Origin of the sequence: Cryobacterium sp. TMB3-10 (assembly GCF_004402305.1) — a bacterium.
GTDB lineage: Bacteria > Actinomycetota > Actinomycetes > Actinomycetales > Microbacteriaceae > Cryobacterium > Cryobacterium zongtaii.
The window spans coordinates 84,408-111,036 of record NZ_SOGH01000022.1; the positions used below are offsets into that span (position 1 = coordinate 84,408).

Consider the following 26,629-nt stretch of genomic DNA (forward strand, 5'->3'; position numbering starts at 1 on the left):
GGTTGTCTACCTGGCTGGGGGTGTGAGTCGGTCGGCCAGCCACGCGTCGGTCGGAGCCTGGCGAGTGAGTGAAACGACGTAGGGCCCGATGTTCGTCGGGACGCTCACGAGCAGCGCGTATTCGGTGGCTCCGTCAACGACGGATCCTGCGCCCGTGACTTCGTTCACGGGCACCTTGGCGGGGTTGGTACCGGCGTATGCCGTGCCTGCTTCCTGGGTGAGGTATGGATACAGGCCATTGATCCACGTCGTTTCATCGACGCCTGGGCGAGCGAACGCAGTCATTAGTTTCTCTGCGACGGTCACCGCGGCAGCAACGCTCGTCTCGTCAGCCGGCGCCGGCGTGGCAATCTCGATTCCGTCGTGCAGGTCGTCAACTGGTGCCGACTCTGTTGGAATCGCGCTCGAGGTGGACGCCGGTGTGACGTCGGCCTGCGTGGAGCAGGCAGAGAGTCCCGCGACGGTTACCGTGACGGCCAGAATGGCCGTTACAGCCCTCACAGGCCCTCTGCGACGGCTGCTGCAGCTGCGAGCCATGCGCGCTTCGTAGCGGGAGCCAGAGCGTCGTAGCGGAGCTTTCCGCCGTGCAGCGCGTCGTCATACGGGATGGTGACAGCGCGGCGGGCGAGAACGGCGAAGCCGTCCGCGATCGCCTGGGCGCCGCTGGCCGTTTTTTCGGACTGAGAGACGATGACGACGGCGTTGGCTGCGAGCTGCGCGGAACGCTCGTCGCGCTGCGCGAGTGCTTCGAGCAGGAGGGCGCCGGCCTCGGCGGATTCGTCGAGGGCGGTCGTGGCGATGACGAGCTGGTTTGTCCGCTCGATCATCTGCTGCCAGCGTTCGGCGCTCTCGTCGTTGCCGGAGTCAACGAACACGAGCCGGAAGTATTTGCTGGCGACCTGGTGGAGTGAGTCGAACTCTGCGCGGGTGATCTTCTGTTCGGCTGACAAGACGATGGGGTTGGAGCGAAGCACGTCGTACTTGTCGCCGGTCTGGTGGTGCACGTAGTGCGCCAGATCCGACGATTGCGCGCCGGGCGAGAGTAGGCGGTTGGTCTGGGGCAGCAAGTCCTGCACGGTGGCGTCGTGGCCGCCTTGTTCCGTGCGCCAGCCGAGCGTGCCGCGCGTCTCGTTGTTATCCCATGCGAGTACCCCGGATCCGCCGTAGCGGGCGAACACGGCCGCCAGGATCGCGGTCGAGGGCGTCTTGTTGGCCCCGCCTTTGCCGTTCACGATGGAGATAGTTCGCGGGCCTGCCCAGTGCTGACTAACCGCGTGCACGTCGGCACGTTCGGCCATTTCCTCAGCGGATGGGGCGACCTGGATTCCGGCCCGGCTGAGCATTCCGCGCCAGCCTCTCGACGCGGGCTCCTGCGGGGTTTCCTGAACGAGGAAGGATGCTCGTGCAGCGCGGCGCTCACTGGTGACGACGGGCTCGGCTGCGTCCTTGATTGCCGCCCTGGTCGTGGCCGGCGGCGGGCTGATCATCGCGGCGGGTGCGACTGCTGGCGCGTCCTTAACCTTGCTCTGGGCGGCGGGTGGTGCAGTGACGATCCGCGAGGGCGTGGTGTCGTCTTTTTCGTTGTAGACGAAATCGCCCACGGCCTCCACCTTGCCGTCAGGGTGAACGTTCAGCCGACCCTGGCCCAGCGCGTCATCGGTGACCAACAGCACGGGACGTCCAGCCATGCGGGCGCGGCCCGTCACCTGAGAGAAGATCTGGGTGCGCACATCGGCATCGTCCGTCCCGGTGACGTCGTGCTTCACGCCGTCGACGTCGAGGACGCCAGTCAGGTCGCCCCGAACAGTCGCGTAGATGGTGGGCTGGTCTGGATCGTGCTGAGCCATAGTCGGCCTTTCGATTTTGGGTTAGTCGGTGATGTTGTTGCTACGGCGGAGCAGCCATGCTTTGAAGTCATCGCGAAGGATGACCCAAACCTTGCCTATCTTGATGGCCGGCAAGGGGTCGTCACTGTCTTTGGTGATGAGGTTTCGGATCGTGATGACTGTCACGCCGAACAATTCGGCCGCTTGTTCTGGGGAGAGCGTCTTTGGCAGGTCCGCAAACATGTCGTCAAGTGCGGTCACGTCAAAAGCTCCATGCTGATTCATATCGGCAGTCTAGATCTTTAACGACACGTATGGAACTGTATCGATATTCACGAGCTACTATAGGGGTCATAGGTTCGCTTCCGTTCAAAGAGGGGGGCCGGGTACGTGAGACTAATTATCGCGTGGGAACGTCACAGGAATTCGTCATACTTGAACCCGCGATAGCGAAGGAGAACCCGTGTCGGATACCCAGCACCCCTGGCTCACAGAACCAATCGAGCCCGAAGACACCCTCATCCCGGTAGTTGAAGAGTCCCGTGAGCTTCCGCGACCACAGACGCCGCAGCCTGGTGTGCCTGCACCAGACATGGCCGACCGCCTGCCACGCCGCGACGTGAACCGCCCCGCGACTCTCTGGTGGCTCGGCGTTCACGGGGGCGCGGGCGAAAGCACTCTGGCGGCCACTGTCGCCGGCTCGCGCTCGGCCGGGCATGCCTGGCCAACAGCAAACGACGGATCACTGTCCAACGTGATCCTGGTCGCCCGGTCCAACGCGAACGGGCTGGCTGCTGCACAACGTGCCGCAACAGAGTGGGCGTCTGGCTCGCTCCCGATGGTCCGTCTGCTGGGCCTCGTCATCGTCGCTGACTCACGCGGCAAGCTTCCCAAGCCCCTCCGCGACCTGGCACAGGTCGTCTCCGGCGGGGTCCCGCAAGTTTGGCAAGTCCCCTGGGTTGAGGAATGGCGGCTCGGAGAGCCGTTCGACCTCGACTCCTCACCCAAAGAAGTCCGTGCGTTGGCCGCCTCGGTCACCGCCCTGATCGCACCAACCGCCTAACCGAAAGGACTCACCATGTCTGTTCTGCACATCGCAGTTGAAACGCTGACCAACGTCGTCGCCGCCATTCCCGAGCCGGGAGATGGCACGCCCCCCGGAGCTGAAAAGTTCCAGGAAGTCATGGGCTGGGTCAAGTGGATCGCCCTGGGCGTGGCCATCATCGGCGTCATGATCATCGGCGCGAAGCTCGCCATCGAGAGCCGCCGCGGTGAGGGTGGAGCAGCCCTCGGGTCGCTCGGAACGGCGATGGCCGGTGTGATCGTCATCTCTGCCGCCGCCTCACTCGTCGGCTTCTTCGTCAGCTGACAGCAGCCGGCACCACCCAACCAACACAGCAATAAGAGGGGGGACTTATGTCCGACCAGTCAGAACAGCAGAACCCATTTCGCAGCCGACGATTTGTCCTTTCTATGGTGATCGTCGCAGTCATCGCGCTTCTCGCGGTGATCGTTCTCGTCAGCAACCTCCTTGGAGGCAAAGACGAGACAGCACCGACAGCCTCCCCCCTCCCGTCGACGACGGCGGTTCCCGTTGACAGCGATCCAAGCTCGTGTGGCTTGGAGGGTTACGAAACAACTGCGTCGCTCACCGACGCACCCGATACCACTTGGACTCTCGTTGGAACGGTAGCGGCGCCCTCGGACCCGGAAGGTTCTGGGCCGGGCGTGACCGACTCGTCCGGTTTCCGTAGCTGCTACGCACACACAGCAGAGGGTGCGCTCTTTGCGGCTGCCAACTACGTCGCCCTCGGCACCGATGCCACCATGTACGACAAGATGAGCGCTCTCGTTGCACCTGGCCCGGGACGTGACGCACTGATCGCGATGACTGAGGGCGCCGACAGCGGCGCGTCCAGCGATCGCGCCCAGGTCGCCGGGTTTGCTATCAACTCCTTTGACGAGAAGGCCGCAACAGTTGACCTAGCGCTGAACTACAACGACGGCCAGATGGTGAGCTTGCCAATCAAACTCGTGTGGTCAGCGGGGGACTGGAAGATCGTTGTAGCCGATGACGGCAGCATGCCTATTGCTCCAGCCGCCCTCAATGGACTTGGTGGCTACACACCCTGGTCAGGCGCGTAAGAATGTGCAACGGGTGGGACGTCGTTTGCGGGGGCAAAGAGGCCGTCGGAGGTGCTATCGCTGACTTCGCCAACGACCAGCTGCAGAACCTCGTTGACAGCATCGTGGAAACCGTGGGCACCGCCGTACAGGCCATGGCCACGGTTTGGGTAATGATTCCCACTCCTAACCTGACGCAGAGCGAGGGGGAGGTGACAACGGTCGGCAATTCGGCCTCAGCCGCTACAGGTTCCGAGGGGTTTGCGACCATCCTCGGATACGTCGTGTGGATCTCACTGGCAATCTGCATCATGTCCGTTATCGCTGCAGGCGCGATGCTGGCGTTGAACCACCGTCGAGGTGAGGGCAGCGCACACATGGGTCGACTCGGGATAGTTCTCGTCGCGGTCATGCTTATCTCAGCTGCCAGCGCAATCGTGGCCGGACTCATCCCTGCCATAGGCACGTCTGGCGGTAGCGGTCCGGTAGCCTATCTCCAAGACTCCCTCTGGTGGTACGTCGCTGGCTTCGCGGTCCTGTCCGTCATCGTTGCCGGTCTAAGAATGGCTTGGACTCAGCGCATGCAGCCAGGCAAGGAACTGCTGCAGTCCTTGCTCACTCTCGTTGTCGTATCTTCGGCGGGCCTGACGGCAGTCGGTCTTGCCGTCGCTGCGGCGGACGGCTTCTCCGTCTGGATCCTCGACGGCGCCGCTGACGGGGACTTCAAGGCGAACATAACGGCAACACTGGGCGTCGCTTCGTCGAGCGGAATCGGCCTCATTGCGATGTTGATCCTCGGCACCATAACCATTCTGATGAGCTACGTGCAGGTCTTCCTCATGGTCATCCGGGGCGGCATGCTCGTCATCCTGGCAGGAATCCTCCCGATCACTGCGGCCTTCACCAACACCGAAACCGGCCGAGCCTGGTTCAAAAAGTCCATTGGGTGGATCGTCGCTTTCATCCTCTACAAGCCGGCCGCCGCGATTGTTTATGCGGCCGCGTTCAAGCTCACAGGCAGCAACCTCTTCGTGGAAGACAGCACCGGCCTGGTCAAAATGTTGACCGGCCTTGCGCTGATGGCGATGGCACTTGTAGCCCTCCCAGCTCTGATGAAGTTCGTCGCGCCGATGGTTTCCCAAACTGGTGGTGGCGGGGGTGCGGCGATGGCGCTGGCGGCAGCCGGAGCCGGTGCGATCGGCGAGGTCGCGTCGGGAGCCATGAAGAAGCTCAGCTCGAGCACCGGTTCCAGCGCAAGCGGCGGCGGTGGTGGCGGTGGGGATGACGCCTCTGGTTCTAAGAAAACTGCCTCACCTTCCCCTGCGCCATCCTCGACGGGTGGCGGCGGCGGTGGCGGCCCAACAGGCGGCGGCGCTGCGGCCGGCAAAGCCGCATCCACGGGCGGCGCAGGCGGCGGCGCAGCTGCAGCAGGTGGCGGTGCAGCGGCCGCAGCCGGCCCAGTGGGGATCGGTTTGGCCGCCGCTCAGAAGGCCGGCGAGACAGGCAAGAAAGCTGCTGCGGCAGCCAAGAGCGCGACTGAGGATGCCGCCGGTGGCGGCCCAACGGGGAACTAGGGGATCACATTGTCTAACTCGACTATCCGCACGTACGGTAACTGGCGTCAGCCAACGTCGCCGGGCCTACTGGGCCTCGGATCGATCAGCACGGGTGTGCTGCTCCTGGGGCTCATCGCCACGATTATGACCGTGATGGCGTCGACCCTGACGAACGCGATCGGCGTTTTTCTCGTCATGGTCGCCGCACTGTCCACGGTGGCAGTCAAGGACAAGCACGGCCAGAGCGTGATTGTCCGGGCTACCAACCGCTTCAATTTCATGCGCGCCCGAAACTCGGGAGCCAACGTGTACCGTTCTGGCCCGCTGGGGCGCACAAAATGGGGTACGAACCAGCTCCCCGGACTCGCGGCCCAATCGCGGTTGAGCGAACACCTGGACTCCTACCAGCGTCCCTTTGCCCTTCTGTCCGTTCCGTCGTCGGGCGACTACACGGTAATCATCGGGACGGAGCCTGACGGCGCCGCCCTCGTCGATCAAGAACAGGTCGACGGCTGGGTGGCCGACTGGGGACACTGGCTCGCCAACCTCGGAGACGAGGCTGGCATCGTTGCCGCTGCGGTGACGATTGAGACAGCTCCCGACACCGGCACGAGGCTGCGCGGCGAGGTCACCACCAACATCGATCCGGAAGCACCTGCGTACGCCCGGGCGATGCTCAACGAGGTTGTGGCCACGTATCCGTCCGGTTCAGCGTCCGTTCGGGCGTATGTGTCGGTGACGTTCAGTGCCGCCGCTCGTGCGAACGGTCGACGTCGTGACGCCGATGAGATGGCGCGCGAGCTTGCAGCACGCCTGCCCGGGCTCACACAGGGACTCTCAGCCACCGGGGCCGGTGCAGCTCGCCCTCTCTCGGCGCAGGAACTCTGCGAGGTCATCCGAATTGCGTACGACCCCGAAGTGGCCACGCTGATCGACGACGCACACGCGGACGGCGAAAGCACCGGTCTGCGTTGGCCCGATGTTGGCCCGTCCGGTCACCAGTCCAACTGGGACTCCTACCGGCACGACAGTGCCGTGTCGGTGACGTGGCAGATGACGGAGGCTCCGCGCGGCATTGTTCAGGCCAACATCTTGACCAGGTTCCTCGCCCCTCACCGTGACATTGCCCGCAAGCGAGTCACCTGGCTCTACCGGCCCATCGACGCCGGCCGGGCCGCTGCGATCGTGCAGGCGGACGTGCGGGCGGCAAGCTTCAATGAGTCAGCCAACGATCGGCCCTCCGCCCGGGCAGTCGTGGGAACCCGCGCAGCCCTGGCGACCGCTGCGGAAGAGGCATCTGGCGCTGGACTGGTCAACTTCGGCATGCTCGCCACGGCGACCGTCATGGACGTTGAGCGTCTCGCGGACGCCCGCGCTGCGATGGACAACATGTCGTCGACGGCGCGGCTCCGGTTGCGCGTCGTCACCGGCGGCCAGGATTCCGCGTTCGCGGCCGCATTGCCGCTGGGCTTGGTCCTGCCGAAGCACCTGAAACTGCCTGCCGAACTGCGCGGGAACATCTAATGAGCTGGTTCACAAAGCCCGCGTCGCCCCTCAGTGGAGCAGGCCGCGCGGCTGCAAAGGCCGCAGCGACCGCGGCTGCCAAGCCCATCACGCGCCGCCCGCCCGCTCGCGGGTGGCCGGGACGCGGAGGGGGCGAAACGATGGTGATTTCTCCCGCACCTGAGTGGCGCGGAACCACCGTTCAGGTCTGCGGCCTCTGGCCGTTCGGCGTAGGCACGGGTGCCCCGATGATCGGTGTGCCGCTCGGCCGGCACCTGATCAATCGCGGCACCGTCTGCTGTGATCCAATTAGCTGGTTCCAGCGTGCCAACCTGATTTCAAACCCTTCGGCCTTCGTGCTCGGCAAGCCCGGCCTAGGCAAGTCCACGCTCATCCGCCGGATGGCGACGGGGCTGGCCGGCTATGGCGTGCAGCCCCTCATCCTCGGGGATTTGAAGCCCGACTACGTGGACCTCGTCAAGGAGATGAAGGGGCAGGTCATTACCCTCGGCCGCGGCCGCGGGTACCTGAATATTCTGGATCCCGGCGAAGCCGGCGAGGCCGCGCAGCTGCTCCGCGATGCCGCCAACCGCGAACGCAAAGCGATCGCAGAAGAGGAAGCCGAGCTAGCCCAGCTCCGCGCCGCCGATGTACCCGACGACAAGATTGCTGCACAGGTGATCCGAGAGCGCTCCGCGCAGCTCGTCGGTTCGATGCCCGTCCACGCCGAGAACATCACGCGCAATGAGCGCCTTGCGACACAGGTTCTGCAGGACGCCCACGGGCGTCGCCTCACGATGGTGTCCGCTCTGCTTACGATCATGCGCCGAGAGCCGCCGACTGACCGTGAAGAGACGATTATCGACGCGGCGCTCAAATACCTGGACGCGCATCACGACGGGATTCCGGTCCTCAGCGATCTTCTCGAACTGATCCGGAAGGCACCTGTTGAACTACGTTCCGTAGCCCTGGACCGTGGCGATATGGGCCGCTATCAGGAAATTACGGAGAACCTGGAAGCGTCCCTCATAGGCCTCGTCTCCGGCGGTCGCTTGGGTGAATTGTTCTCCCAGCAGACCACTGTACGGATGAAGCGTGACCGCCCGGTGGTCTATGACGTGTCAAGCATCGATGACTCGGAGATGGACCTGCAGGCCGCAGTGCTGCTGGCGTGCTGGTCGGCGGGCTTCGGCACGGTCAACGTGGCGACGGCCCTGGCCGACGCCGAGCTAGAACCGCGCCGACACTACTTCGTCATCCTCGACGAGCTGTGGCGGGCGCTGCGCGCCGGCCGTGGCATGGTCGACCGGGTGGACGCTCTGACGCGGCTGAACCGGGCGCGGGGCGTGGGCATGGCCATGATTTCTCACACCATGAGCGACCTCATGTCACTGAGTAATGAAGAAGACCGGATGAAAGCCAAGGGCTTTGTCGAGCGTTCCGGGATGGTCATTTGCGGCGGCCTCCCGGCCTCAGAAATGCCGTTGCTCAACAGCGCGATCACCATGAGCGCGGCCGAGCAGAGCATGCTGCAGGGCTGGCAGGATCCGCCCGCGTGGGATCCGGTGAGCGGGAAGGAAACCGACCCGCCCGGGCGCGGCAAGTTCCTGATCAAGGTCGGTGGCCGACCCGGCATCCCTCTGAATGTGGAACTGACGCAGGCAGAGTTGCACTCCAACGACACCAACCAGCTTTGGCACGACGTGTCTCGGACAGGCGTTGTCGATCGCGAGGTGACGGTGTGAGCCAGGCAACGGATCGTCGCAAGCAGAACGCCGGAGGCAGCGACGGCGTTCTCATTTGGGTGTTCATCGGCCTGGCCGTCGTGCTCGTCGGCGGCATTTGGGGCGCGATGGTTTTCGGGTCGAAAATCGCCGGGGTGAACCCGGATCTTCCGAGCGATCCTTTCGAGATTGTCTTCGGCACGCTCAAAGGGACGTACGCGTGGCCCCTGGCCGCGACGTGGATCGTTGTCATCGCAGCTGTGGTCGTGTTGGTCCTGGTGATCCTCGTGGCCGTCCAGGTGAACCGGGGGCGGTCCAAGCGCAGCCGAGTCGACAGCGCAGCTCGCTACATGGGTCGAGGGAAAGACCTGGCGGCGCTCACAACGAAGGGCGCGCGCGCCACGGCGCAGCGGCTCGGAGTGACGGACTGGTTAGGTGTTCCCATCGGAGTCACTGTGGCGGGACGTCAGTGGCTTTATGGCTCTCCTGAGGACATGCACGTAGATATCTGGGGGCCTCGTACGGGTAAGTCGACCAGCCGAGCGATCCCGGCGATTCTGAGCGCACCTGGTGCGGTCCTCACGACGTCGAACAAGCGCGACGTCCTCGATGCGACTCGTGATGTGCGATCGGCCAACGGGTCGAAGGTGTGGGCGTTTGACCCGCAAGCCATCGCCCGTGAGGAACCCCGCTGGTGGTGGAACCCACTCTCGTATGTGACCGACGATGTGCGTGCCGCGAAGATGGCCGCGCATTTTTCGTCGTCGACGATGAGCGGCGGCGGTAGTGAAAACTCGTCGTACTTCAACCGGGCCGGCGAGAACCTTCTCGCGGGTTTTCTCCTGGCCGCGGCCCTTGGCCAGAAGCCAATCACTCAGGTGTTCACTTGGACGACTAAGCCGGGCGATCAGGAACCGGTGCGGATCCTGGAAGATCACGGATACGACGGCATGGCCGACGCCGTGGCCGGCGAAGTGAATGGCGAGCCGAAACGACGCGACAGCGTGTACGGCACCGCGGCGCAAATGGTCGACTGCTTGAAGATCAGCGGCATTGCCCGCTGGGTGACGCCGCTGGGCGGCAACGCCCAAGCGGATCGGCGGCCGCAGTTTGACCCCGACGCGTTCGTGCGCAGCCAAGACACTCTCTACAGTCTCTCCAAGGAAGGTCAAGGCAGTGCCGGCCCGCTTGTGACAGCGTTGACCGCGATCACGGTTGAGGCCGCTGAGGAGCTGGCCACGACCCAGCCCGGCGGTCGCCTGGTTGTTCCGATGCTCGGTGTTCTCGATGAGGCCGCGAACGTCTGCCGCTGGCGCAACTTGCCTGACCTGTACTCGCACTACGGTTCACGCGGCATCGTCCTCATGACGATCCTGCAGTCCTGGTCACAAGGCGTCGAAGTCTGGGGCCGCGAGGGAATGCGCAAGCTCTGGTCAGCCTCAAACATCAAGGTCTACGGCGGCGGCGTAGCCGAAACGGAATTCCTCGGTGAACTATCCCAGCTCATCGGTGATTTCACCCTCCGAACATCGTCCGTGTCAGTGGGCAAGGGACAGCGGTCGACGTCGCTAGCCCACCGCCGAGAGCACACCTTCGAGGTCTCAGAGCTCACCTCGCTGCCTCGCGGCCGCGCCGTCGTCTTTGCGTCCGGTGCCCCGGCCACATTGGTGGCCACTGTGCCGTGGATGGCAGGCAAGCAAGCCGAAGCTGTACGGGCCTCGATTGCCGCCCATGACCCTAGCAGCACGTCGCCTCTGCCGGCGTCGGAGACGTCGGCATATCCGCATCGAGACGATAAGAGATTTGGGTACCCAGGATGAGCGGCGCATTCGACGACCTGGACGACGACCTCGATGCCGTCTCCGACGACAAGTCGGGGGAAGAAGCCCCGGCGCCCACCCTGGTCTTCGGGTCCGTCGACGAGTTCGTGCGCGAACAGCTGAGCCAGACCTACCGGCGGGTGGTGGGCCCGTCAAACCGTGCCTCAAGGCGCTGGGCAGCGGAATGGTGGAGGTCACCCGAAGCCATCGCCCGCCTCGAGGCGCTGTGGCGTTCTTGGGAACATTTGCGGCTCGACGGGGCCACCGGATCGAGCACCTGGTGGCGCGACCACCTGGACCACCACATGCCAATTCTGATGAGCGCTGACGGGCCCTTCGCAGACTCAGAAGATCAGAACAAACCGGGGGAGCCGTTGCCCTACGCGCCGCCGCCGGCTGGCATGTTCCCCGACGTACGAGTCTGAACAAAATACTCTTTGTGATCACGATCGAGATGCGTGGGCCATATCCGATGGTTCCGGCTACCACGCAAAGCTCTCGGCGACCGCCCAGACACCCGACGCGCTTTGAAAGTGTAGATAATGTATACTTTTCAAGTATGAGCGTGATTGTTGAGCCGATCTTGGAGGAACTGGCCTCGGGCCAGTGGGGTCTGTTCACGGCCGCGCAGGCGAGGGCTCGCGGGGTTAGTCGAGCTAATCTCTCGCATCGGGAGCGGGATGGACGTCTGGAGCGTCTCGCTCACGGCGTGTACCGGCTCGGCGGCGTTCCGGTGGCGCCGCTGGATGATCTCCATGCCGCCTGGATGTCGACTGTTCCGGAACTGCTGGCCTGGGAACGGCTCGAGAACCCGCACGTTGTGATCGGCGGTGCGGCTGCGGCCTCGGTGCATGAGGCTGGCGATATCGAGCCAGCCCCGTATCGGATGATCACCAACGAGCGTCGCCAGACCCAACGACCAGACATCGCATACTCACGGCGCCAGCTGGAACCGCGAGACGTCGTCGTAATCGAGGGCCTCCCGGTGACGAGCATTGAGCGCACCGTCGCTGATCTTGTCGATGAGGTGGGGGATCTCTCCCTGGTTGGGGATGTTCTGGCCGACGCAACCCGAGGAGAGCGCGCCGTCGACCTGTATCATCTGAGTCTCCTCCTGGCGCCGTACGCGACAAAGTACGGGCATCCTCGACGGGACGGCACAGCGCTTCTCGAACAAATACGCCGGAGTGCCGGCATCGACGATGTCGCCGCAGCTCGTGCGCTCATTCAGCGCCCTGCTGTCGGTGCCGCCCTCGAGCAGGTCATCACGCGGGAAGTAGCGGAACAGCTCAGGGTCATCGCTGAGAGACTTCAGTTCAACCTGCAAGGGAGCACTCAGTTCAGTGAACAGCTCGAACAGATGATCGCACCGATGATCCAAGCGCAGAGCCGCCTCGCTTCCGAAATCGCGGACGTCGTTCTGTCCCCATTTCTGGAACACCATCGCGAACAGATGGAGCAGATTTCCAAGGGCATCGCGGCCCAGATGTCTGGTATCACAATGCCCAAAATCTCAGTTCCCGCCAGGACGTTCCGTGGGGCTGTGAACCCAACAATCACGATACCCGCGGTGCCTACATCTAGCGTCAGCGCACCCAAGCGTCCGGGTGCTACAGAGGCACACGCTGACGGGGCACCGTCCAGTGCAGAGGAACAGATCGATGGCAACTGACCCCTACCCAGACGGACGGGCGATGCTCGCCGCTCTCAAAGAGAAGGCACGCTCCGCGCACCACGCTGGACTGGGGACCTCGATCCAGAGCCTCCAGGATCTGGCCATCTTCGACCGCTTTCTCTGCCGGGTTTTCTCCGTGGACGATTGCCCGTTCGCACTGAAAGGCGGAACGAGCATGCTCGCGCGTCTGCCCGGAGCCCGGAGAACAACCGACGTCGACCTCGAAACAGCAGCGATGAGCATCGATGAGGCCATCACCCAGCTCACGGCGTCCGCCGGTGTTGATCTAGGCGATCATCTCGAGTTCCGATATCTTCATCACCGCGATACGGGCGGGCCCAACCAGCCGGGTCTGCAGGCTGCTGAGGTCACGTACAGCGTCACCGTCCGAGGTGTAGGCACCCGGAACCCGATCAAGGTCGACCTGGCCATCCACAAGCGCACGCCGACAGCGCCGCTGGAGAAGATCGTCCCAGCGTTCCGGCTCGACCTGCCCCGCCTCGGTACTGTCTATGCCTATCAAGCGATCGCCGTTGAGGACCAGATCGCGGATAAAGCCTGCGCCACGATGTCGATCTATGGGGGCCTTCCCTCGACCCGATCGAAAGACCTCATTGACTTGGCCATCCTCGCCCGAACAGTGCGGATCGATGCCCGTCAACTCCGCAGCAGCGTCTTCACAGAATCGGCTCACCGGCATTTGCCCGCATTCATGACGCTCGCGGTGCCCCGATCGATGACTGACCCGTATCCCAACGGAGCAAAGAACGTGGCAGTCCTCAGCGATCTCCTCAATCCAGACGATGCAATTGAGCTGGTCAATAGGATACTGCGTCCTGCTCTTAGTGGCGAGATTGAAGAAGGGTGCTGGGATCCCACCCAACAGGAGTGGGTCGCCCGCACATAGCGATCGGGACCTGTCGTCTGGAATCGTGCCCAAACGTCCACCACCTCAGGCTGGCGATAATTCCCCAGCAACGTGCTGGGAAATTTCGACCTAGTGAGACAGTATCCGCCCGACGAGCGCGTCTGTGGTGCTTGGGTGAGTATTCGCGGGATTGGGGGCCGCGGGGTATTGCCTTCGGGGGCCATCGGTATTGTCCTGCGGTGCCAGCGAATGTCCGACGTATCAAACAGATAACCATGATCTGAGCTCCGCCTGATTCGTGATCTTGAGGCCTCGGCAACACCGGCCTGACGCTTGGTCTGCTTTGATTGGCGAATGACCAACCAACAATCCGCTCCAGCGAAAAGGTTTTTGGTTGAGCCGCTTAGCTACCGGCAAACCGCGCTGTTTGCCATCGCGCCCGCCGTAACGCTCATGGTGATTGGGCTCGGCTTGCCGGTGCTGATTAAATTGAATCTTGATCAGCAGAACGCCTTGGTCACGCTCGTTCAGGGCGGCAAGACTCTTGCCGAGCATCTCGGGTGGATAATTCCGGTAATCATCGCCGCGCTACTCGGTTTTCTCGCTGCCGCTCTGGCTGGCAACGGCCACTCTGACGCCGTCGAGGCGGACAGGCTTCGACGAGTTCTCGGGGGGACCGGTCTTTTGCTGGGAACGGCAGGCGTTCTGATTGCGGTATACGTCGGGATCTACGCAGCCACGTCGCCTCACTGGGCCTTGTTTCTCGCGCTGATCCCAGCGACGGTCTTAATTGGCTTCCTCGCTCTTTTTATAGGGCGTTACGTCGCTTTTAGCGACGATGAACAGCTCACAGAACTGGACGCCGCAATGCTCCTCCGAAAGGAGCGGATGAGCACTCTAGGAGAGCGTTCGTTGCGGCCGTGGTGGGTTGCCATACTGACCAGTGCGATCGCGATCGCACTGACAGCAGCAGGTGTTGCGGTGTCGCTGAGAACCGAAAAATCTTTGGATATTTTCATCATCGTGTTGATATTGGGTTTCGCAGCCAGTCTGGTTGTTCTCTCGTTCGGTTGGTTGATCCTTGTCGCTACATATACCGATACGACGAAGTCCCAATTCATGACATGGGCTCCGGCACTGGGCGTCTACCTCATCATCGCGGGGCTCATCGTAAACGTGATGTTCGTCAACCATGGGCTCTGGGCTGGGTTTGGAAGCCTTTTGATTGGCGGGGGTTGCCTCTTTGTCCTGCTCTTTCCTCGCAAGCAGCAAGGCCAGTGGCTGCTCAACAGGAGTGTCAACGGTTTGGCCGCCGCCTCAGCGCACAAACGGCTAGTTGACCAGCAGGCCACGGATTCCGCTCGTCGTGACACGCTGCTCTTGAGCCTTGCGGACGAACCATCTGCAAACTGGCTCAAGCGAAAGTTAGCCACGCTATTGGCACTCGCTTAATCGGTGCCATTGCGCTGACCGGAGCAACCGTGCGCTTGGCCACCGACTCCACCACAACCGTAATTGTCGCGAGTCAATTGCTGATTCATACGCAGCTCGTCGAGGACGCATAGGCAGCACTGAACTGGGTGATCTCGTCGGCACGCACCCCAGCAATGTTGGACCTATTCTCAAGGGCTCGATCGAGCGGGGCTGCTCGCACCGTCTCGGGGCGCAGGTTCCACTACGTTTACGGGATAGCTCGCCTCGCTGGCGCCCGGTGTCATCGGCGGAGGTGTCTCTGTTTACGACGACCCGGCGAACGTGAACTGGGCCTCCACCGGGAGCAAAATCGCCAAGGTCGGGCGCCGAGGAGATCCCGAGCAAATCATTGCTAGGGTCAACGCCACGCCCAAGCTTCCTCGCCCACGCACGGCAACGCTGCGACGTCTTCTGTGCCATACTCCGCGACCCCCCGAACTGGGGGCAGACCCCCATTCAAGGGTCCTATAACTTTCACCTAGCAGGTTTGCGTGAGTTTCCTGTGCGGAGGTCGTCGTGTAGTCGCCCCGCCGTGTTTTGGGGGACTTCGTGCTGAAGCCGATGCAGTCTGCTTTTCGTTTGCAATTGGGGATTGTCCTGGCTCTGGCTTTGGTCGGCGGGTTTCTTCAACCCGTTGAACCGGCCGAGGCGGAGGCCTCTCAGGCGCAAAGTCTGGATCCGGCCGTGCTGGCCCCATTGGTTTCGCCTGCCTTGGAGGACGTGGCGACAACGGACCCGACGAAGGAGTCGGGATTTGAAGCGGCGGTGACGGAGCCGATGAAAGCGGAAGTGGCACCTGCTCCGGTGGCCGAGCTTGACGAGCCCGTTGATGTGTCCCGATTTGACGAGGACACCTCCGAGGTCGTCTCGCGTGGCGAGTTCCAGCAGGTGTATCTCAACGAGGACGGGTCGAAGACGACTCGGCTGTCGCCGGTTCCACTGAACGTGAAAGCCGAAGATGGGAAGTGGACCCCAGTCGAGACGACTGTCGGTCCAGTCAACGAGGGCGTCGCCGAGGTGGAGAATCACCCTCTGGATCCGCAGTTCGCGGACACGGCGAGTGAAACGGATGCTCTCACGGTCAGTTCCGGCAAATACGAGGTCGGATTCACTTTGGAGGACGCGGCGGACAGCTCGTTGGAACTTCAGGCGTCCTCGCAAAAACGGTTGCCGCTGAATGAAGTTTTGTATCCAAACGTGTTCGAAGGAGTGGACCTGGCATATGAGGTCAATGCGGATGGGGTTAAGGAGACCCTTGTGTTGCAGGACCTGCCGGTGGCATCGGAGGACTCGTGGACCTGGCTAATTTCGGCGCCGGGGCTGGAGCTCGAGAAGACGGAAGCGGGCGAGATCCTGTTCCTGGATGCGGCCGGGGCTGTGAAGCTGGTGATACCGACCCCATTAATGTGGGACTCATCCGGGGTGAAGAACGTGCGGGAGCCGGCCGAGAAGGTCGTGGACTCGACCCTGGTGAAGCGGGGCTCGGACTGGGCGTTCACATTGCAACCAGACCGAGAGTGGTTGGCCGACCCGGACCGGGAGTATCCAGTCTCCGTCGACCCGACGACAAATATTGTGCAGAACGATGTGCACGCGTACAAATCAGATGGGTCAAACCTGAACGGTGTCATCCGGATCGGGAACACCAGGGAGAACAACACCGACCGATATTGGCGAACGGTGCTGCACTACAACTACGAGCAGCTGTTCGGAAAGCAGGTCCTCGGGGCGGCGTTGTACGGACGGTACGACGGCGGAGGCACACAGGAAGGCTTCTGGGGTTCCGTGCATCACGCGACCGCGTTCAACTACAACGGAGTAGGCGAGCCTCTCAGTTCTTGGGGGATCGCCTTTGACGGGTACGCTGCCGAGTCGGGGCTGGCGAACCGGGTCGCGCAGTGGGTGCGCGATCAATCCAGCGGCAACTACCTCGTCCTTCGCGGGGACGAGGTGCCCGCCTATTCCTATAAAACTTTGGCTACAGAGCTTTTGATCGATTGGAAGGATTTTCCGCAGGTTACCGGGACTCTTGCGCCGACACCGACGAATGGCGGGCGCAGCAGTGTCACGCCAACACTGACGATGACCGGCTCGGACCCGGGCGGCGGCGGCGTGAATTACCGGTTCAAGTTCAGTGAGAATCCGAATCCGGAGGTGTCGACGGTTCTTGACAGCGGAGCGCAGGGCGTCGGGCCCAGCTACACCGTTCCAGTGAACTCGCTGCTGCCTGGGAAGAGGTATTACTGGAAGGTCTCAATTTGGGACGGCTACGACGGCCACCTGGGAACGTCCACCGTGCGGTCCGCAGGTCCATTCTCGATCCTGACAAACACACCGGCCGCAACCCCGCCGCAAGGCACAGCCACGCCAAGTAACGGGCAGGTCATTACATCTCTGACGCCGACTTTGACGGCATCAGGTGTGACAGATATCGATGCTGACCCAGTGAAATACCAATTCCGGCTCGCGACAGGCACAGATGGCACGACCGGTGCGGTCGTTTCGTCGAACTGGCAGACCGGCACAACCTGGCAGGTCCCCGACGGGGTTCTGCAAGATGGCGGCGCATACACCTGGGTGGTCCTCACTGACGACGGCTATGACAAGCCGGCAGCCGCATGGGTGAACAAATTGATCGTGAACCAGAGAATCGGTGACTCCGGTCCGGCCCCAACGGAGAGTGCAGGTCCAACGACGGTGAACCTAGCCAACGGCAACGTCGGTGTGCGGTTCTCGTCTCCCACTGTGGACACGATCGGCGGGCCGATGGGGCTCTCGTTCAGCTACAACTCATTGAAAACCCGCTCGACGGGCCTGACCGGAAAGTACTATGACGCGACCCCCACGGGCGGGCAGGCGCAGAACTGGGACTTCACCGGTCGCACACCAGTCTTAGTGCGCACCGACAGTAGCATCTCCTTCGATTGGGGAGTTCAGTCTCCCGGGCCAGCGCTGCCGGTGGACAAGTTCATGGCCCAGTGGACTGGTTTCATCACGGTCCCGACGGCAGGCAATTACACCTTCGGAGCCATCGCCGACGACGGCGCCCGCGTGACGGTCAACGGCACGAAGACTCTCGACCGGTGGACATCCGGAGCGAGCAACACGGCCGCATGGGGTACTGCGGCAGCAATGGGCGTGTCTCCGACACCCATTTCGGTGGACTATTACGAGGTCACCAGCGGGGCCCATATGAAGCTCCTCGCGCGCACCCCGACCGGCGAGGAGTTCGTGGTTCCGCCGTCATGGTTCACTCGGTCTACCGAGACTCTCCCGCAGGGTTGGTCATCGTCCACAGCTTTGGCCGGAGACGCCGGCGACTATTCGAGCGCGCAGGTGACCGAGGGATCGGTCGTGCTTACAGACTCGACAGGCACCACGCACACCTACACGAAGAAGTCCGCGGGTGGATACTCGTCCCCGGTCGGCGAGTACGGGGTGCTGTCCCTGGACGCTGCGGGACTGGTCACTCTCTCTGAAGAGGACGGTAGTAGTTATGTGTTCAATGCCGCTGGCCGGGTTGAATCGACGTCGAACCCGACAGATGCGCTGAAGCCCGCAGCCCCGGTTAGCACGTATCGACCGAATACTGGCCAGATCGACCGGATCTCTGACCCCTTGTCAGCGACGAGCCCGGCGACCAGCCCGCAAACCTACGCACGTGAGGTGCGCTTCGCCTACCCGGACCAGACGGCCACCAGCGTCGGGCTCTCCGCTTCAGACGCGAGACCCGGCGGCGCCGCCTGTCGGGTCCCCGCCGGGTATACCGCTGCACCACCGGGAATGGTTTGCCGAATCATCTACCCTGGGCATGTCGCGGGTGCGACAGACACAACTGAGCTCTTCTACGACGCCTCCGGCTATCTGGTGCGCATCCAGGACCCCGGATCAGAGATCACCGACTTCGCGTACGTACAAGGCAAACTCAGCCAGGTCCGCGACTCCCTCGCGAACGATTGGCTCGCCGCCGATGCCACCCGCAACGGATCCGGGCCAGTATCGACGACGATCGACTACGACTCGAAGGGTCGCGCCGCCTCCGTGACGTCCCCCGCCCCGGACGGGGTGACAGTGTCTGCGCGACCGATGGAAACCTTCACCTACGGCGCCGGCACCAGCTTCGTAGACATAGCAGGCCTCACCGTGCCCAAAGCCGCGCCGGCGAACGGGCACGCGAAGACTGTCACCTTCGACAGCGCCTACCGGCAGCTCACCTCGTCCAGCGCGAGCGGACTGACCGGCTCAGGCGAGTGGAACGAGAAGGACATGGCCCTGTCCTCGACAACCGCGCAAGGACTGAAGTCGACGAGCATCTACAACCAGCAGGACCGCCTCACCGACACGTATGGTCCTGCCCCGATTGCCTGCTTCGGGGCCGACCGTAGGCCCCTGTCGTCCTGCCCGATCGTGCCCGCTCACTCGAGCACCAGCTACGACCAAGGCCTGAAGGGCCTCAACGCGGTGTACTACAATAACGAGCGTCTTGCCGGGGTGCCCGTCGCCTATGGGCTTGGCATCGGCGTTGCCGACGGAAGGGTAAACCGGGACTGGAATGCAGCATCGCCGACAGCGGGCGTGAACGCGACCTACTGGTCGGCTCGTCTCACCGGCCTTATCACCTTCCCCGCCGCAGGCACCTACTCAATGGCGACCTACGCTGACGACGGCGCCCAAGTATGGATCGACGATGTCCTCGTAGCCGACGCCTGGGGCGGCGGAGCCGCCCGCTGGTCACCCAACGGGCCTGTTACCGTCACCGCCGGACAACAGTCTCGCATTCGCGTGCAGTATATGAACCAAACTGGCCCCTCAACTCTCGTGCTGAACTGGACACCACCCGGCGGCACCAAGCAGCCCGTCCCCGGCTCAGCACTCACGCCTGATTACGGGTTGGCTACCGGCTCCACTGTCGATGACTCCGCGCCTGTCGGTGTTGCTGGTTTGACCGACGTGCAGGTGCCAAGCATGAGTACCGCAACCGAATATGCCACCCCCTGGCTCGGCGCGGCAACGACGTCCATCGTCGACCCATCCGGGTTGAACCTGCGCACTGTCACCGCCTACGAAGCACCCGGGTCCGGGTACCTGCGCCGCACCTCCCGGATGCTCCCGGCGGGGGTTGCCTCCGGGGCGAGCGCGTCGACGGCCGGCACGACATCTGCCTACTACGGGGCCAAGGAGACCCTGCAAGACGTCTACGGCGGCAGCGTCTGCGGGGTGCCCGCCTCGACAACACAATCCGGTTTCCTGCGGTCAACGACCGGGGCCGCCCCGGCAGGGGGTGCCGCGATCGTTGGCAGCGTCGTCTACGACCTGCTTGGACGCATAGTCGGCAGCAAGTCCAGCGGTGATACGGGATGGTCCTGCACCACCTTCGACGTCCGCGGACGCGCCGTGACACGAATCCTCGCGGCAAATGACACGGCCTTGGCCCGCACGGTGACCTCCGACTTCGCGTCCGGCGGGAACCCACTCGTTACGTGGGTGAAAGACGGGTCCGTGGAAGGTTCGACAAACGAGTCCCGGATCACCACAACAACGGACCTCCTCGGCCGTGCAATCGGATACACCGACGTGTGGGGCACGGTCACGACCGGTGTCCACGACCTGGCCGGGCGGGTGACATCGACGTCGACCACGTCCGGCACGACCACGAGCACGCAGTCCTTTGAGTACGACGCGGACGGGAACGTCGAGAAAGTCCTCCACAACGGCGTCGTGATTGCCGACCCTGTTTACAGCACCGCGAACGATGTGACCAAGGGCAATCTCGCGTCCGTGACCTACCCTGAGGCCGCGGGTAACGGGTCGTCACTGTCGGCGATCACCCGCAACGCGGTCGGCGCGACGACGGGCCTGAACTGGTCATTCGTGTCGGGTGCGTCCGTGGCGGATGACGTGGTGCGATCCCAGTCGGGCCGGATCCTGCGCAACACGCTGACCTCCGGTGCAACGATCGACGTGTCGACGTACTCCTACGACGCGGCCGGGCGCCTGATCCGTGCGGTCATCCCCGGCCACACACAAAGCTATGGGTTCGGCGCGGTCGCCGGTTGCGCGACGGGCTCGATAGCCAACGCTGGGTTGAACGGCAATCGCACGTCCCTTACGGACGCGAAGACCGCGGGTGCGACGACGACCACGGTCTCCTGTTACGACCAGGCCGACCGGTTGCTTTCCTCCCAGGTCACGAACCCCGTGGCGGGTGCGAATTCCGTTGCCGACGGACTCCCGGCTACGGAACTTGCATACGACGCGCATGGCAACACAACCACGCTGGGTATCGAATCGCTCGCCTACGACGTCGCCGATCGCCACCTGACGACGAAGCTCACGGACGACACATTGGTGAAGTACACGCGGGACGCGACTGATCGGATCGTCGCCCGCACCCAGACGCCGCCCGGGGGTCCCGCGTCGACGGTGCGGTACTCCTTCAGCGGGGATGGCGACAGCCCCGACCTTCTGCTCGACAGCGCGAGCACGGTCGTGGAACGGACGCTCTCGCTTCCGGGCGGTGTGACCGTGTCGCTCCCCGCCACGGGAGCCGAGACCTGGTCGTACCCGAACGTGCACGGCGACACGGTCGTCACGGCCGACGGCAACGGCCTCCGCGCCGCATCGATTGCCTTGTACGACCCGTTCGGACAGACGATAGACCGGGCGACGGGGGACATCGGCACGATCACGGCGGACGACTCGGGCCCGAACACGCAGACGGCGACGGACGCAGACTACGGGTGGCTCGGCCAGCACCAGAAGCTCTTCGAACACGCTGGCGGCATCGCCACCATCGAAATGGGGGCCAGACAGTATGTTCCTGCGCTGGGCCGGTTCCTGGAAGTTGACCCGGTCGAGGGCGGCGTCGAAAACGACTACGGGTACCCCAGCGACCCTGTCAACGAGTTCGACCTCAGCGGCAAGTTCAAGGTCGACTGGTGGCTCGTCGCTGACATCGCGATGATTGCGCTCATGTTCGTTCCCGGCGGAGCCCTCATCTCGGCAGCACTGAAAGTCGCGTCGCTGGCTGTGCGAGCCACGAAGTTCACCGTCGATGTAGTGAAAGCGGTAAGAATTGTTCGCGGAGCGTCACGCTACGTGCGACAGCCAGCAATTGGGAAGGGGTCAACGACCGCCTCGCTAAGAGCAGCAACATTGGCCTCCCGAAGGTGGGTCGGAAAAGTGGTGAAGCAGGACCGCGCCAGTAGTGGTCAAGCCATGACGTTCGGAAGGAATGGCAATTGGTACCGAGGTATCGGCAAGTCCAAGGCTGGTGTCCCAAAGGTAAACTTTGGCCGCAAGGGCATATCCCACAACTTTCACGTATGGATTAAATAGATCGGATCAACTGAAATGGGACCGAATACTGAAGGGCATGTTGATGTTGTTGGCAGACTACTCGGCGGCGATGCGGTCGGATATTGCACCGGGGGCACAGCTGAGGGGAGTTACGTAAGGTTCTTTCACCTGAAGGACATATCACCGGCATCCAACGAACCAGCACTGGCTATTGAAGTAACGTTCTACCCTGAGTACGCCAAGCTCCCCCACGGCCTCTGTACCGAGGTCGTCGTTATCCAGAGGAACGCAACGGACATAGGCCGGTTTCTTCGAGAGTTCGAGGTTCAACTTGCGCCGCCTGCGATTGAAAACCGTGTGCTGCACAGGTTGTTCGAGGTTCGTCAAGGAGCTGGCATGGGTGCCGATGAGGTATTTCGGTACGGCCGGGTAAACTCCGCAGCGTCCCTCGGGGACGCGTTTCGCGCGATCATGAAGCTGCCCTCGTCAAAGGAAGCGTGGCCATTTCTGAGCGAGGGACTCGATACAAACGTCAAGCTGAGAGTCGAGGGGGGAGCGTTCGTTGAGTTCGACGACCTGTGTCGTCTACTCGACTCTGTTGGGTATGAAGTCGTTCTTATACCCACCAATGCCGGCGGAATCGTTTTGGACCGTTCAAGGCCATGGCAGGAGTTCGAAGGCGCTTAGTTGTGTAGGAACCGGCCCACCAAGTCATTCAAACGATAAAGCTGTTCAAGCCAGGCTCAGGCCGGTCCATCGGCGACCGGAAGGCGCCTGCGACAGTGGCCTGGCCTCCGTTCGCTAGCAGCCAGGCGATGTTCACAGCAGCAACGTCCGCTTCGTAGTCGCTGTCATCGTACTGACCCTTGAATCCGCCGATCCACTGCCGCGCGAAGTCGTACGCGTCAGCCTCCGGGTGCTCCACCTTGTACCCGTCGTCAATGTGCGGGAAATGGCGCGCCGGAAAAGCCCGTGTGCACAGCACCAGATGACTGTTGCCACCGTCTGAGCGACTAGCAATTCTGAACTCCGTCAGCCCCCCTCTTGAGTTGTCCCCCACGTGCCAGCATCCGTGGGCAATGCTAGGCAGTACGTTGCAGCGCTAGGCCGTTTCTTGGAGGTAGATCCGGTCGAGGGAGGAGTAGATAACGACTACGGGTATCCGAACGACCCCGTGAATGCGTTCGACCTCGACGGAAATTAAATCGATTGGATAGCGGTCGGAGTAGCAGTCGACGTCGCCTCTATCGCGATCATGTTTGTGCCAGGCATAGGGACTGCCATTGGCGGATCTATCAGGCTAGCCCGTGCCGCCTATCTTGGATATAAGGCATACAAGGGCTTGGCAATCGGCGCCCGCATCTCGAAATCGAGGGAGGTTATGGGTGTGGTGAGTTCGGCGAACAGATTTGCAGCCGGTCGGATGCCTGGCACCGCAGCTCGCCCTGGAATTCGTGCCTCTCTCGACGCGACAAAAGTAGCAGGAAGAGCATGGGCAGGAGGCGGTAGAGTCACAAGAGCCGGACGGCAAGCCCAAGCATTTTCTCGAAACGGCGCAAGGAATTATCGAACGGTCAAGGTATATAAAGGTCGGCCGTACTCAGTATTCGGCGCGAAAGGCAAACCTAGCGGCCTTCACGTGTACCACGATTAATCCCGACTTGGTAAGGACTGAGCATTTGAGCGCTCCCGTGGAACTTGCATTCAACCCGAATGTCGATGGCCAGTCAGCGTTCATCACCCCCTTTCCGGCGGAAGGGGGAGGGGTGCCCCTCACGGAGGGAGGCCCCGTCCTTTCGCTTTCGCCGTACGAGTACGTGCACGCCTACATGATGTGGATTGACATCGTGAATTCACCCAAAGAATTCAGGATCAACGGGTGGCAATCATGCCCCTCGCACCTCGCTGCCGAAGTTAGATGGATCATTTTCAATGATGACTTCGATAACGTTCATGAACTGTGGCCAGATTCTGCGCAGCTCATCGCCAACCAGCCCTCCTTTGACTCTGAGAGCCTGCGGCGTCTGAGCTCCGCGGGGCGGTGGGTCGCGGAGCGGCTCGATTCGGCAATCGATCAGTGGCCGACACCGATCCGCGAGCACGAATACTATTCGCCCACACGGAGGCTCACCGACGTGCATGACGAGAAGGCGTTCTGGGGAACGGCCCGAGCCAATTGGGATTTCAGTCGATCGCCGTCTCAGCTCTCCATTGGCGACCTCGCCGTCTTCGAGATAGTCCACGCGATCGCGTCTGGCACGTGCGATCCGATTGAGACGTCTGGTCGTTTGGGCACCTTGCTCGCGAGTCGCCACGCTCCCAGAGGTCGTGAACGTGCCCTAAATACTGACGTCGCCCGACGCGCCGTGGTGGAGTTCAACTCGATCCACGAGGCGGTCGTGATCGGCCAAGCAGAGGAGGTCGCGGCGGCCGATATCACTGGAGTCTCACGCAACCTTCTGGGCACAACTCCATTCTGGGTGTCGGGTGCGTGGCGGCCGGGCCTCGTCGGTCTTTTGGACGTCCTCTCGAGCTAGAGGCTCGTCGTCGATGACGAGCCTCCTTAGGCCAGGCGTTGGTCGGTAGCGTGCTGCCAACGACCTAGAAACGGGGCCGGCACCCGCACCTCCGATGACCTTTTGTGTTTCCTCTGGTAAGGACAACTACAGGCGCAAATTCTCGCAACATGATGGCAAGGCCTGTGAGCAACCGAAGGGCTAACCTTCATGGTCTTGAAGTTTGCAAGCGAAGCGACACAGGCTGTTGACGTCAACCGAACCTCCCTTGACGGACGCAGGCCACTGGTTGCTCGGCCAGCACCAGAAACTTTTTGAGCACGCGGGCGGCATCGCCACTTTCGAAAATGGGCGTACGGCAATACATTGCTGCGCTCGGCCGGTTTCTGCAGGGCACTCCTTCTGATCAGCAGTTTTATGTCGCCGATAATAATGATTATGTCAACAAGTAGTCGACATCTTTGCATTGAATGCAGATTTGGACTCCATCAGAAGTTGGACTGAAGCCGCGGCTTTGACCGATAAGTCGACCACAGCACCGCTTCAGCACACGGACTTTTGACGACTTCGTCGAGCGCTAAAATTCGAGTGTCGCCCTGGCGTTTGGGAACGCCCATAGATGCTGTTACTGCCGATGAGGTGACTACATCCTTGATCACGACGAGGTTCGGCTGGTGTCCACTACCCCAAGTCCAAGACGCATCCGCACTGCCACCTCCGAGAAGAGTCGCCTGCGGATGGCGCACACGCGACGGAGTAGTCCCCTAGTCGGAGCCAGGGAAAGGGAAGTCCGCCCGACGTCGGACGCGGTGGGATCATCCCGAACCGCATGCTGTCACTCGTCCCCCAAAAAGATCGAGGATCCGCATGTTCAGAAATTTGTCAGACCAGCGTGCTGCGCTGACGTTCAGCGTGCTGGTACTCGGCGCGTCGCTTGTGACCGCGAACATCGCCGAGGGCCTCGTGCTCGCGATCTCGCCACTACTCACGGTATTGGTAATGATGCTCGTCGCGACCCGTGACGGATACAGCCGGGCGGGCTGGGCGCGGCTGGGGATGAATCACCTCGGGCTACGGAGCTGGGTACGGGCCGTCGGGGCCTCCGCAGGAATTTCCGTGTTGGCCATGGTCGCTGTGGTGACCTCGGGCATCGCGAACTGGCGGGCGCCATCGGACGACTGGATTCAATCCGTCCTCGTGCTGTGCATAACCGGTCCAATCCTGGCGTTCGCCGAGGAGATCGGCTGGCGTGGCTATCTTCAACCACGCCTCGCATTTATGGGCCGACGAGTATCGATGCTCATCGTCGGCCTGGTCTGGGTCGCATGGCACCTTCCCTATATTCTGTTGACGCCCTATTACCACTCGGCCGGCAACCAAGCGCTGGTGCTCCCACTGTTCGGTGCAAGCGTGCTCGCGTTCGCCTTCCTGTTCGGTGAACTGCGCGCCAGATCCAACAGCCTGTGGCCATCGGTTCTCGCCCACTTCGCCCACAACGTGACTTTCGCCGTCATCGGGACCTACTTCATCACTACTGACCAGCCCGTCGTCGTCAACGAGTACCTCGCGGGCGACACCGGCCTGTTCGTCTTCATCGGGACGGCCACCTGTGTGATTGCCATGTGGACGTGGAGTGTGGGGCGCGAGCAGAGGTCTACCGTCCTGTGATCGCGATTCTGTCCAGCACGCACGCGCCACCCCCTCCCCTCTCTGAAACTCGACAGATACTATTCCCGGCGTGAGGGAAACCTGGGCGCTCTTCAGCCTCCTTCACGTACAAGCGGTGAGGAGGACAGCGTGCCGGTGGCGGTGAGCCAACCTGTCAAAGGGCTCCTGTCGAGTCTCCGCGAATATCAGTCCTCACTGCTGTGGCGGGGTCCTCGGCAACGACATGCAATCCGTTTGGCGAGTTGGCCGCTTTGACGAGTTCCTGCAGTCACTCCCGATTCAATTCGGGCTCAGCACCGTCGGAAAACCGAAAATGTGACGGAATGGCTTGGTTCAACCAGACACAATCACGCTGGCTTTGCTGGCTACTTGAGTTGAGCTAGGGGTTACGTCCCTGTGAGCGGTGTGGTTTCCGGCTCTTGTGCGTTGCTTCGTCAACGTAAAGAGCCACCGTGGGATGGTCAGTGAGTACCGATCAAAGAACTCACAAAGGACACCACACGATGGCTCTAGACCAGTCTGCCCTGCTCGACCTGCTGGGAGAACTCAAACTCACCGACGTCACCGACCGAATCCG

19 protein-coding genes are annotated in these 26,629 nt (G+C 62.4%); 15 read left to right on the plus strand and 4 right to left on the minus strand.

What is annotated here, in order from left to right; all coding sequences use genetic code 11:
* Window positions 1–6: 6 nt before the first annotated feature.
* The 3 genes from E3T22_RS12625 to E3T22_RS12635 are packed head-to-tail and all read right to left on the minus strand — an operon-like array spanning window position 7 to window position 2,111.
* Window positions 7–501 (minus strand): hypothetical protein, encoded by a 495-nt coding sequence (locus E3T22_RS12625; RefSeq protein ID WP_134480672.1) that lies wholly within the window; start codon window positions 499–501, stop codon window positions 7–9.
* The gene (locus E3T22_RS12630) at window positions 498–1,847 is read right to left on the minus strand and encodes an ATPase (protein ID WP_088458213.1); all 1,350 of its coding nucleotides are present in this window, start codon (window positions 1,845–1,847) and stop codon (window positions 498–500) included. Before E3T22_RS12630 ends, E3T22_RS12625 begins: the two co-directional genes overlap by 4 nt.
* A gap of 21 nt (window positions 1,848–1,868) precedes the next feature.
* On the minus strand, window positions 1,869–2,111 hold the full coding sequence (locus E3T22_RS12635) for a helix-turn-helix domain-containing protein (RefSeq protein ID WP_088458214.1): 243 nt from the start codon (window positions 2,109–2,111) through the stop codon (window positions 1,869–1,871).
* Window positions 2,112–2,289: 178 nt separating this feature from the next.
* On the opposite strand from E3T22_RS12635, the gene E3T22_RS12640 reads away from it, so the two are divergent.
* The 13 genes from E3T22_RS12640 (at window position 2,290) to E3T22_RS12705 (ending at window position 22,555) form a co-directional block, all read left to right on the plus strand.
* On the plus strand, window positions 2,290–2,889 hold the full coding sequence (locus tag E3T22_RS12640) for a DUF6668 family protein (RefSeq protein ID WP_134480673.1): 600 nt from the start codon (window positions 2,290–2,292) through the stop codon (window positions 2,887–2,889).
* Window positions 2,890–2,904: 15 nt separating this feature from the next.
* Window positions 2,905–3,195 (plus strand): hypothetical protein, encoded by a 291-nt coding sequence (locus E3T22_RS12645; protein WP_198414954.1) that lies wholly within the window; start codon window positions 2,905–2,907, stop codon window positions 3,193–3,195.
* Between the two features lie 47 nt (window positions 3,196–3,242).
* A complete protein-coding gene (locus E3T22_RS12650; RefSeq protein WP_133160319.1) occupies window positions 3,243–3,971 on the plus strand; it encodes a hypothetical protein in 729 nt (242 codons plus the stop codon).
* Window positions 3,972–4,084: 113 nt separating this feature from the next.
* Entirely contained in the window at window positions 4,085–5,524 is a 1,440-nt protein-coding gene (locus E3T22_RS12655) for a hypothetical protein (RefSeq protein ID WP_134480674.1), read from the plus strand.
* Between the two features lie 3 nt (window positions 5,525–5,527).
* Window positions 5,528–7,030 carry an SCO6880 family protein gene (locus E3T22_RS12660; protein WP_198414958.1) on the plus strand — a complete coding sequence of 501 codons (1,503 nt, stop codon included), beginning with the start codon at window positions 5,528–5,530 and terminating at the stop codon, window positions 7,028–7,030.
* 140 nt (window positions 7,031–7,170) lie between these two features.
* Window positions 7,171–8,754 (plus strand): ATP/GTP-binding protein, encoded by a 1,584-nt coding sequence (locus tag E3T22_RS19250; RefSeq protein ID WP_240632534.1) that lies wholly within the window; start codon window positions 7,171–7,173, stop codon window positions 8,752–8,754.
* A complete protein-coding gene (locus tag E3T22_RS12675) occupies window positions 8,751–10,553 on the plus strand; it encodes a type IV secretory system conjugative DNA transfer family protein (protein ID WP_240632535.1) in 1,803 nt (600 codons plus the stop codon). Before E3T22_RS19250 ends, E3T22_RS12675 begins: the two co-directional genes overlap by 4 nt.
* Entirely contained in the window at window positions 10,550–10,978 is a 429-nt protein-coding gene (locus E3T22_RS12680; RefSeq protein WP_088458219.1) for a DUF4913 domain-containing protein, read from the plus strand. The genes E3T22_RS12675 and E3T22_RS12680 overlap by 4 nt, the downstream gene beginning before the upstream one ends.
* Before the next feature lie 134 nt (window positions 10,979–11,112).
* Window positions 11,113–12,225: a type IV toxin-antitoxin system AbiEi family antitoxin domain-containing protein gene (locus E3T22_RS12685; protein ID WP_166789012.1), complete on the plus strand. Its 1,113-nt coding sequence runs from the start codon at window positions 11,113–11,115 to the stop codon at window positions 12,223–12,225.
* Window positions 12,215–13,135: a nucleotidyl transferase AbiEii/AbiGii toxin family protein gene (locus E3T22_RS12690; RefSeq protein WP_088458221.1), complete on the plus strand. Its 921-nt coding sequence runs from the start codon at window positions 12,215–12,217 to the stop codon at window positions 13,133–13,135. The genes E3T22_RS12685 and E3T22_RS12690 overlap by 11 nt, the downstream gene beginning before the upstream one ends.
* Before the next feature lie 315 nt (window positions 13,136–13,450).
* Window positions 13,451–14,548: a hypothetical protein gene (locus E3T22_RS12695; protein ID WP_088458222.1), complete on the plus strand. Its 1,098-nt coding sequence runs from the start codon at window positions 13,451–13,453 to the stop codon at window positions 14,546–14,548.
* 570 nt (window positions 14,549–15,118) lie between these two features.
* Complete coding sequence (locus E3T22_RS12700) at window positions 15,119–21,907, plus strand: PA14 domain-containing protein (protein WP_134480675.1); 6,789 nt, start codon at window positions 15,119–15,121, stop codon at window positions 21,905–21,907.
* Between the two features lie 15 nt (window positions 21,908–21,922).
* Window positions 21,923–22,555 carry a hypothetical protein gene (locus E3T22_RS12705; protein ID WP_134480676.1) on the plus strand — a complete coding sequence of 211 codons (633 nt, stop codon included), beginning with the start codon at window positions 21,923–21,925 and terminating at the stop codon, window positions 22,553–22,555.
* A gap of 28 nt (window positions 22,556–22,583) precedes the next feature.
* Here the strand turns inward: E3T22_RS12705 and E3T22_RS12710 are convergent, their stop codons facing one another.
* Window positions 22,584–22,853 carry a hypothetical protein gene (locus tag E3T22_RS12710; protein ID WP_134480677.1) on the minus strand — a complete coding sequence of 90 codons (270 nt, stop codon included), beginning with the start codon at window positions 22,851–22,853 and terminating at the stop codon, window positions 22,584–22,586.
* 706 nt (window positions 22,854–23,559) lie between these two features.
* On the opposite strand from E3T22_RS12710, the gene E3T22_RS12715 reads away from it, so the two are divergent.
* Both E3T22_RS12715 and E3T22_RS12720 read left to right on the plus strand, forming a co-directional pair.
* A complete protein-coding gene (locus tag E3T22_RS12715; protein WP_134480678.1) occupies window positions 23,560–24,405 on the plus strand; it encodes a hypothetical protein in 846 nt (281 codons plus the stop codon).
* Between the two features lie 846 nt (window positions 24,406–25,251).
* Window positions 25,252–26,052, plus strand: coding sequence for a CPBP family intramembrane glutamic endopeptidase (locus E3T22_RS12720; RefSeq protein ID WP_088458227.1), 801 nt, complete (start codon window positions 25,252–25,254; stop codon window positions 26,050–26,052).
* The last annotated feature ends 577 nt before the right edge of the window (window positions 26,053–26,629 follow it).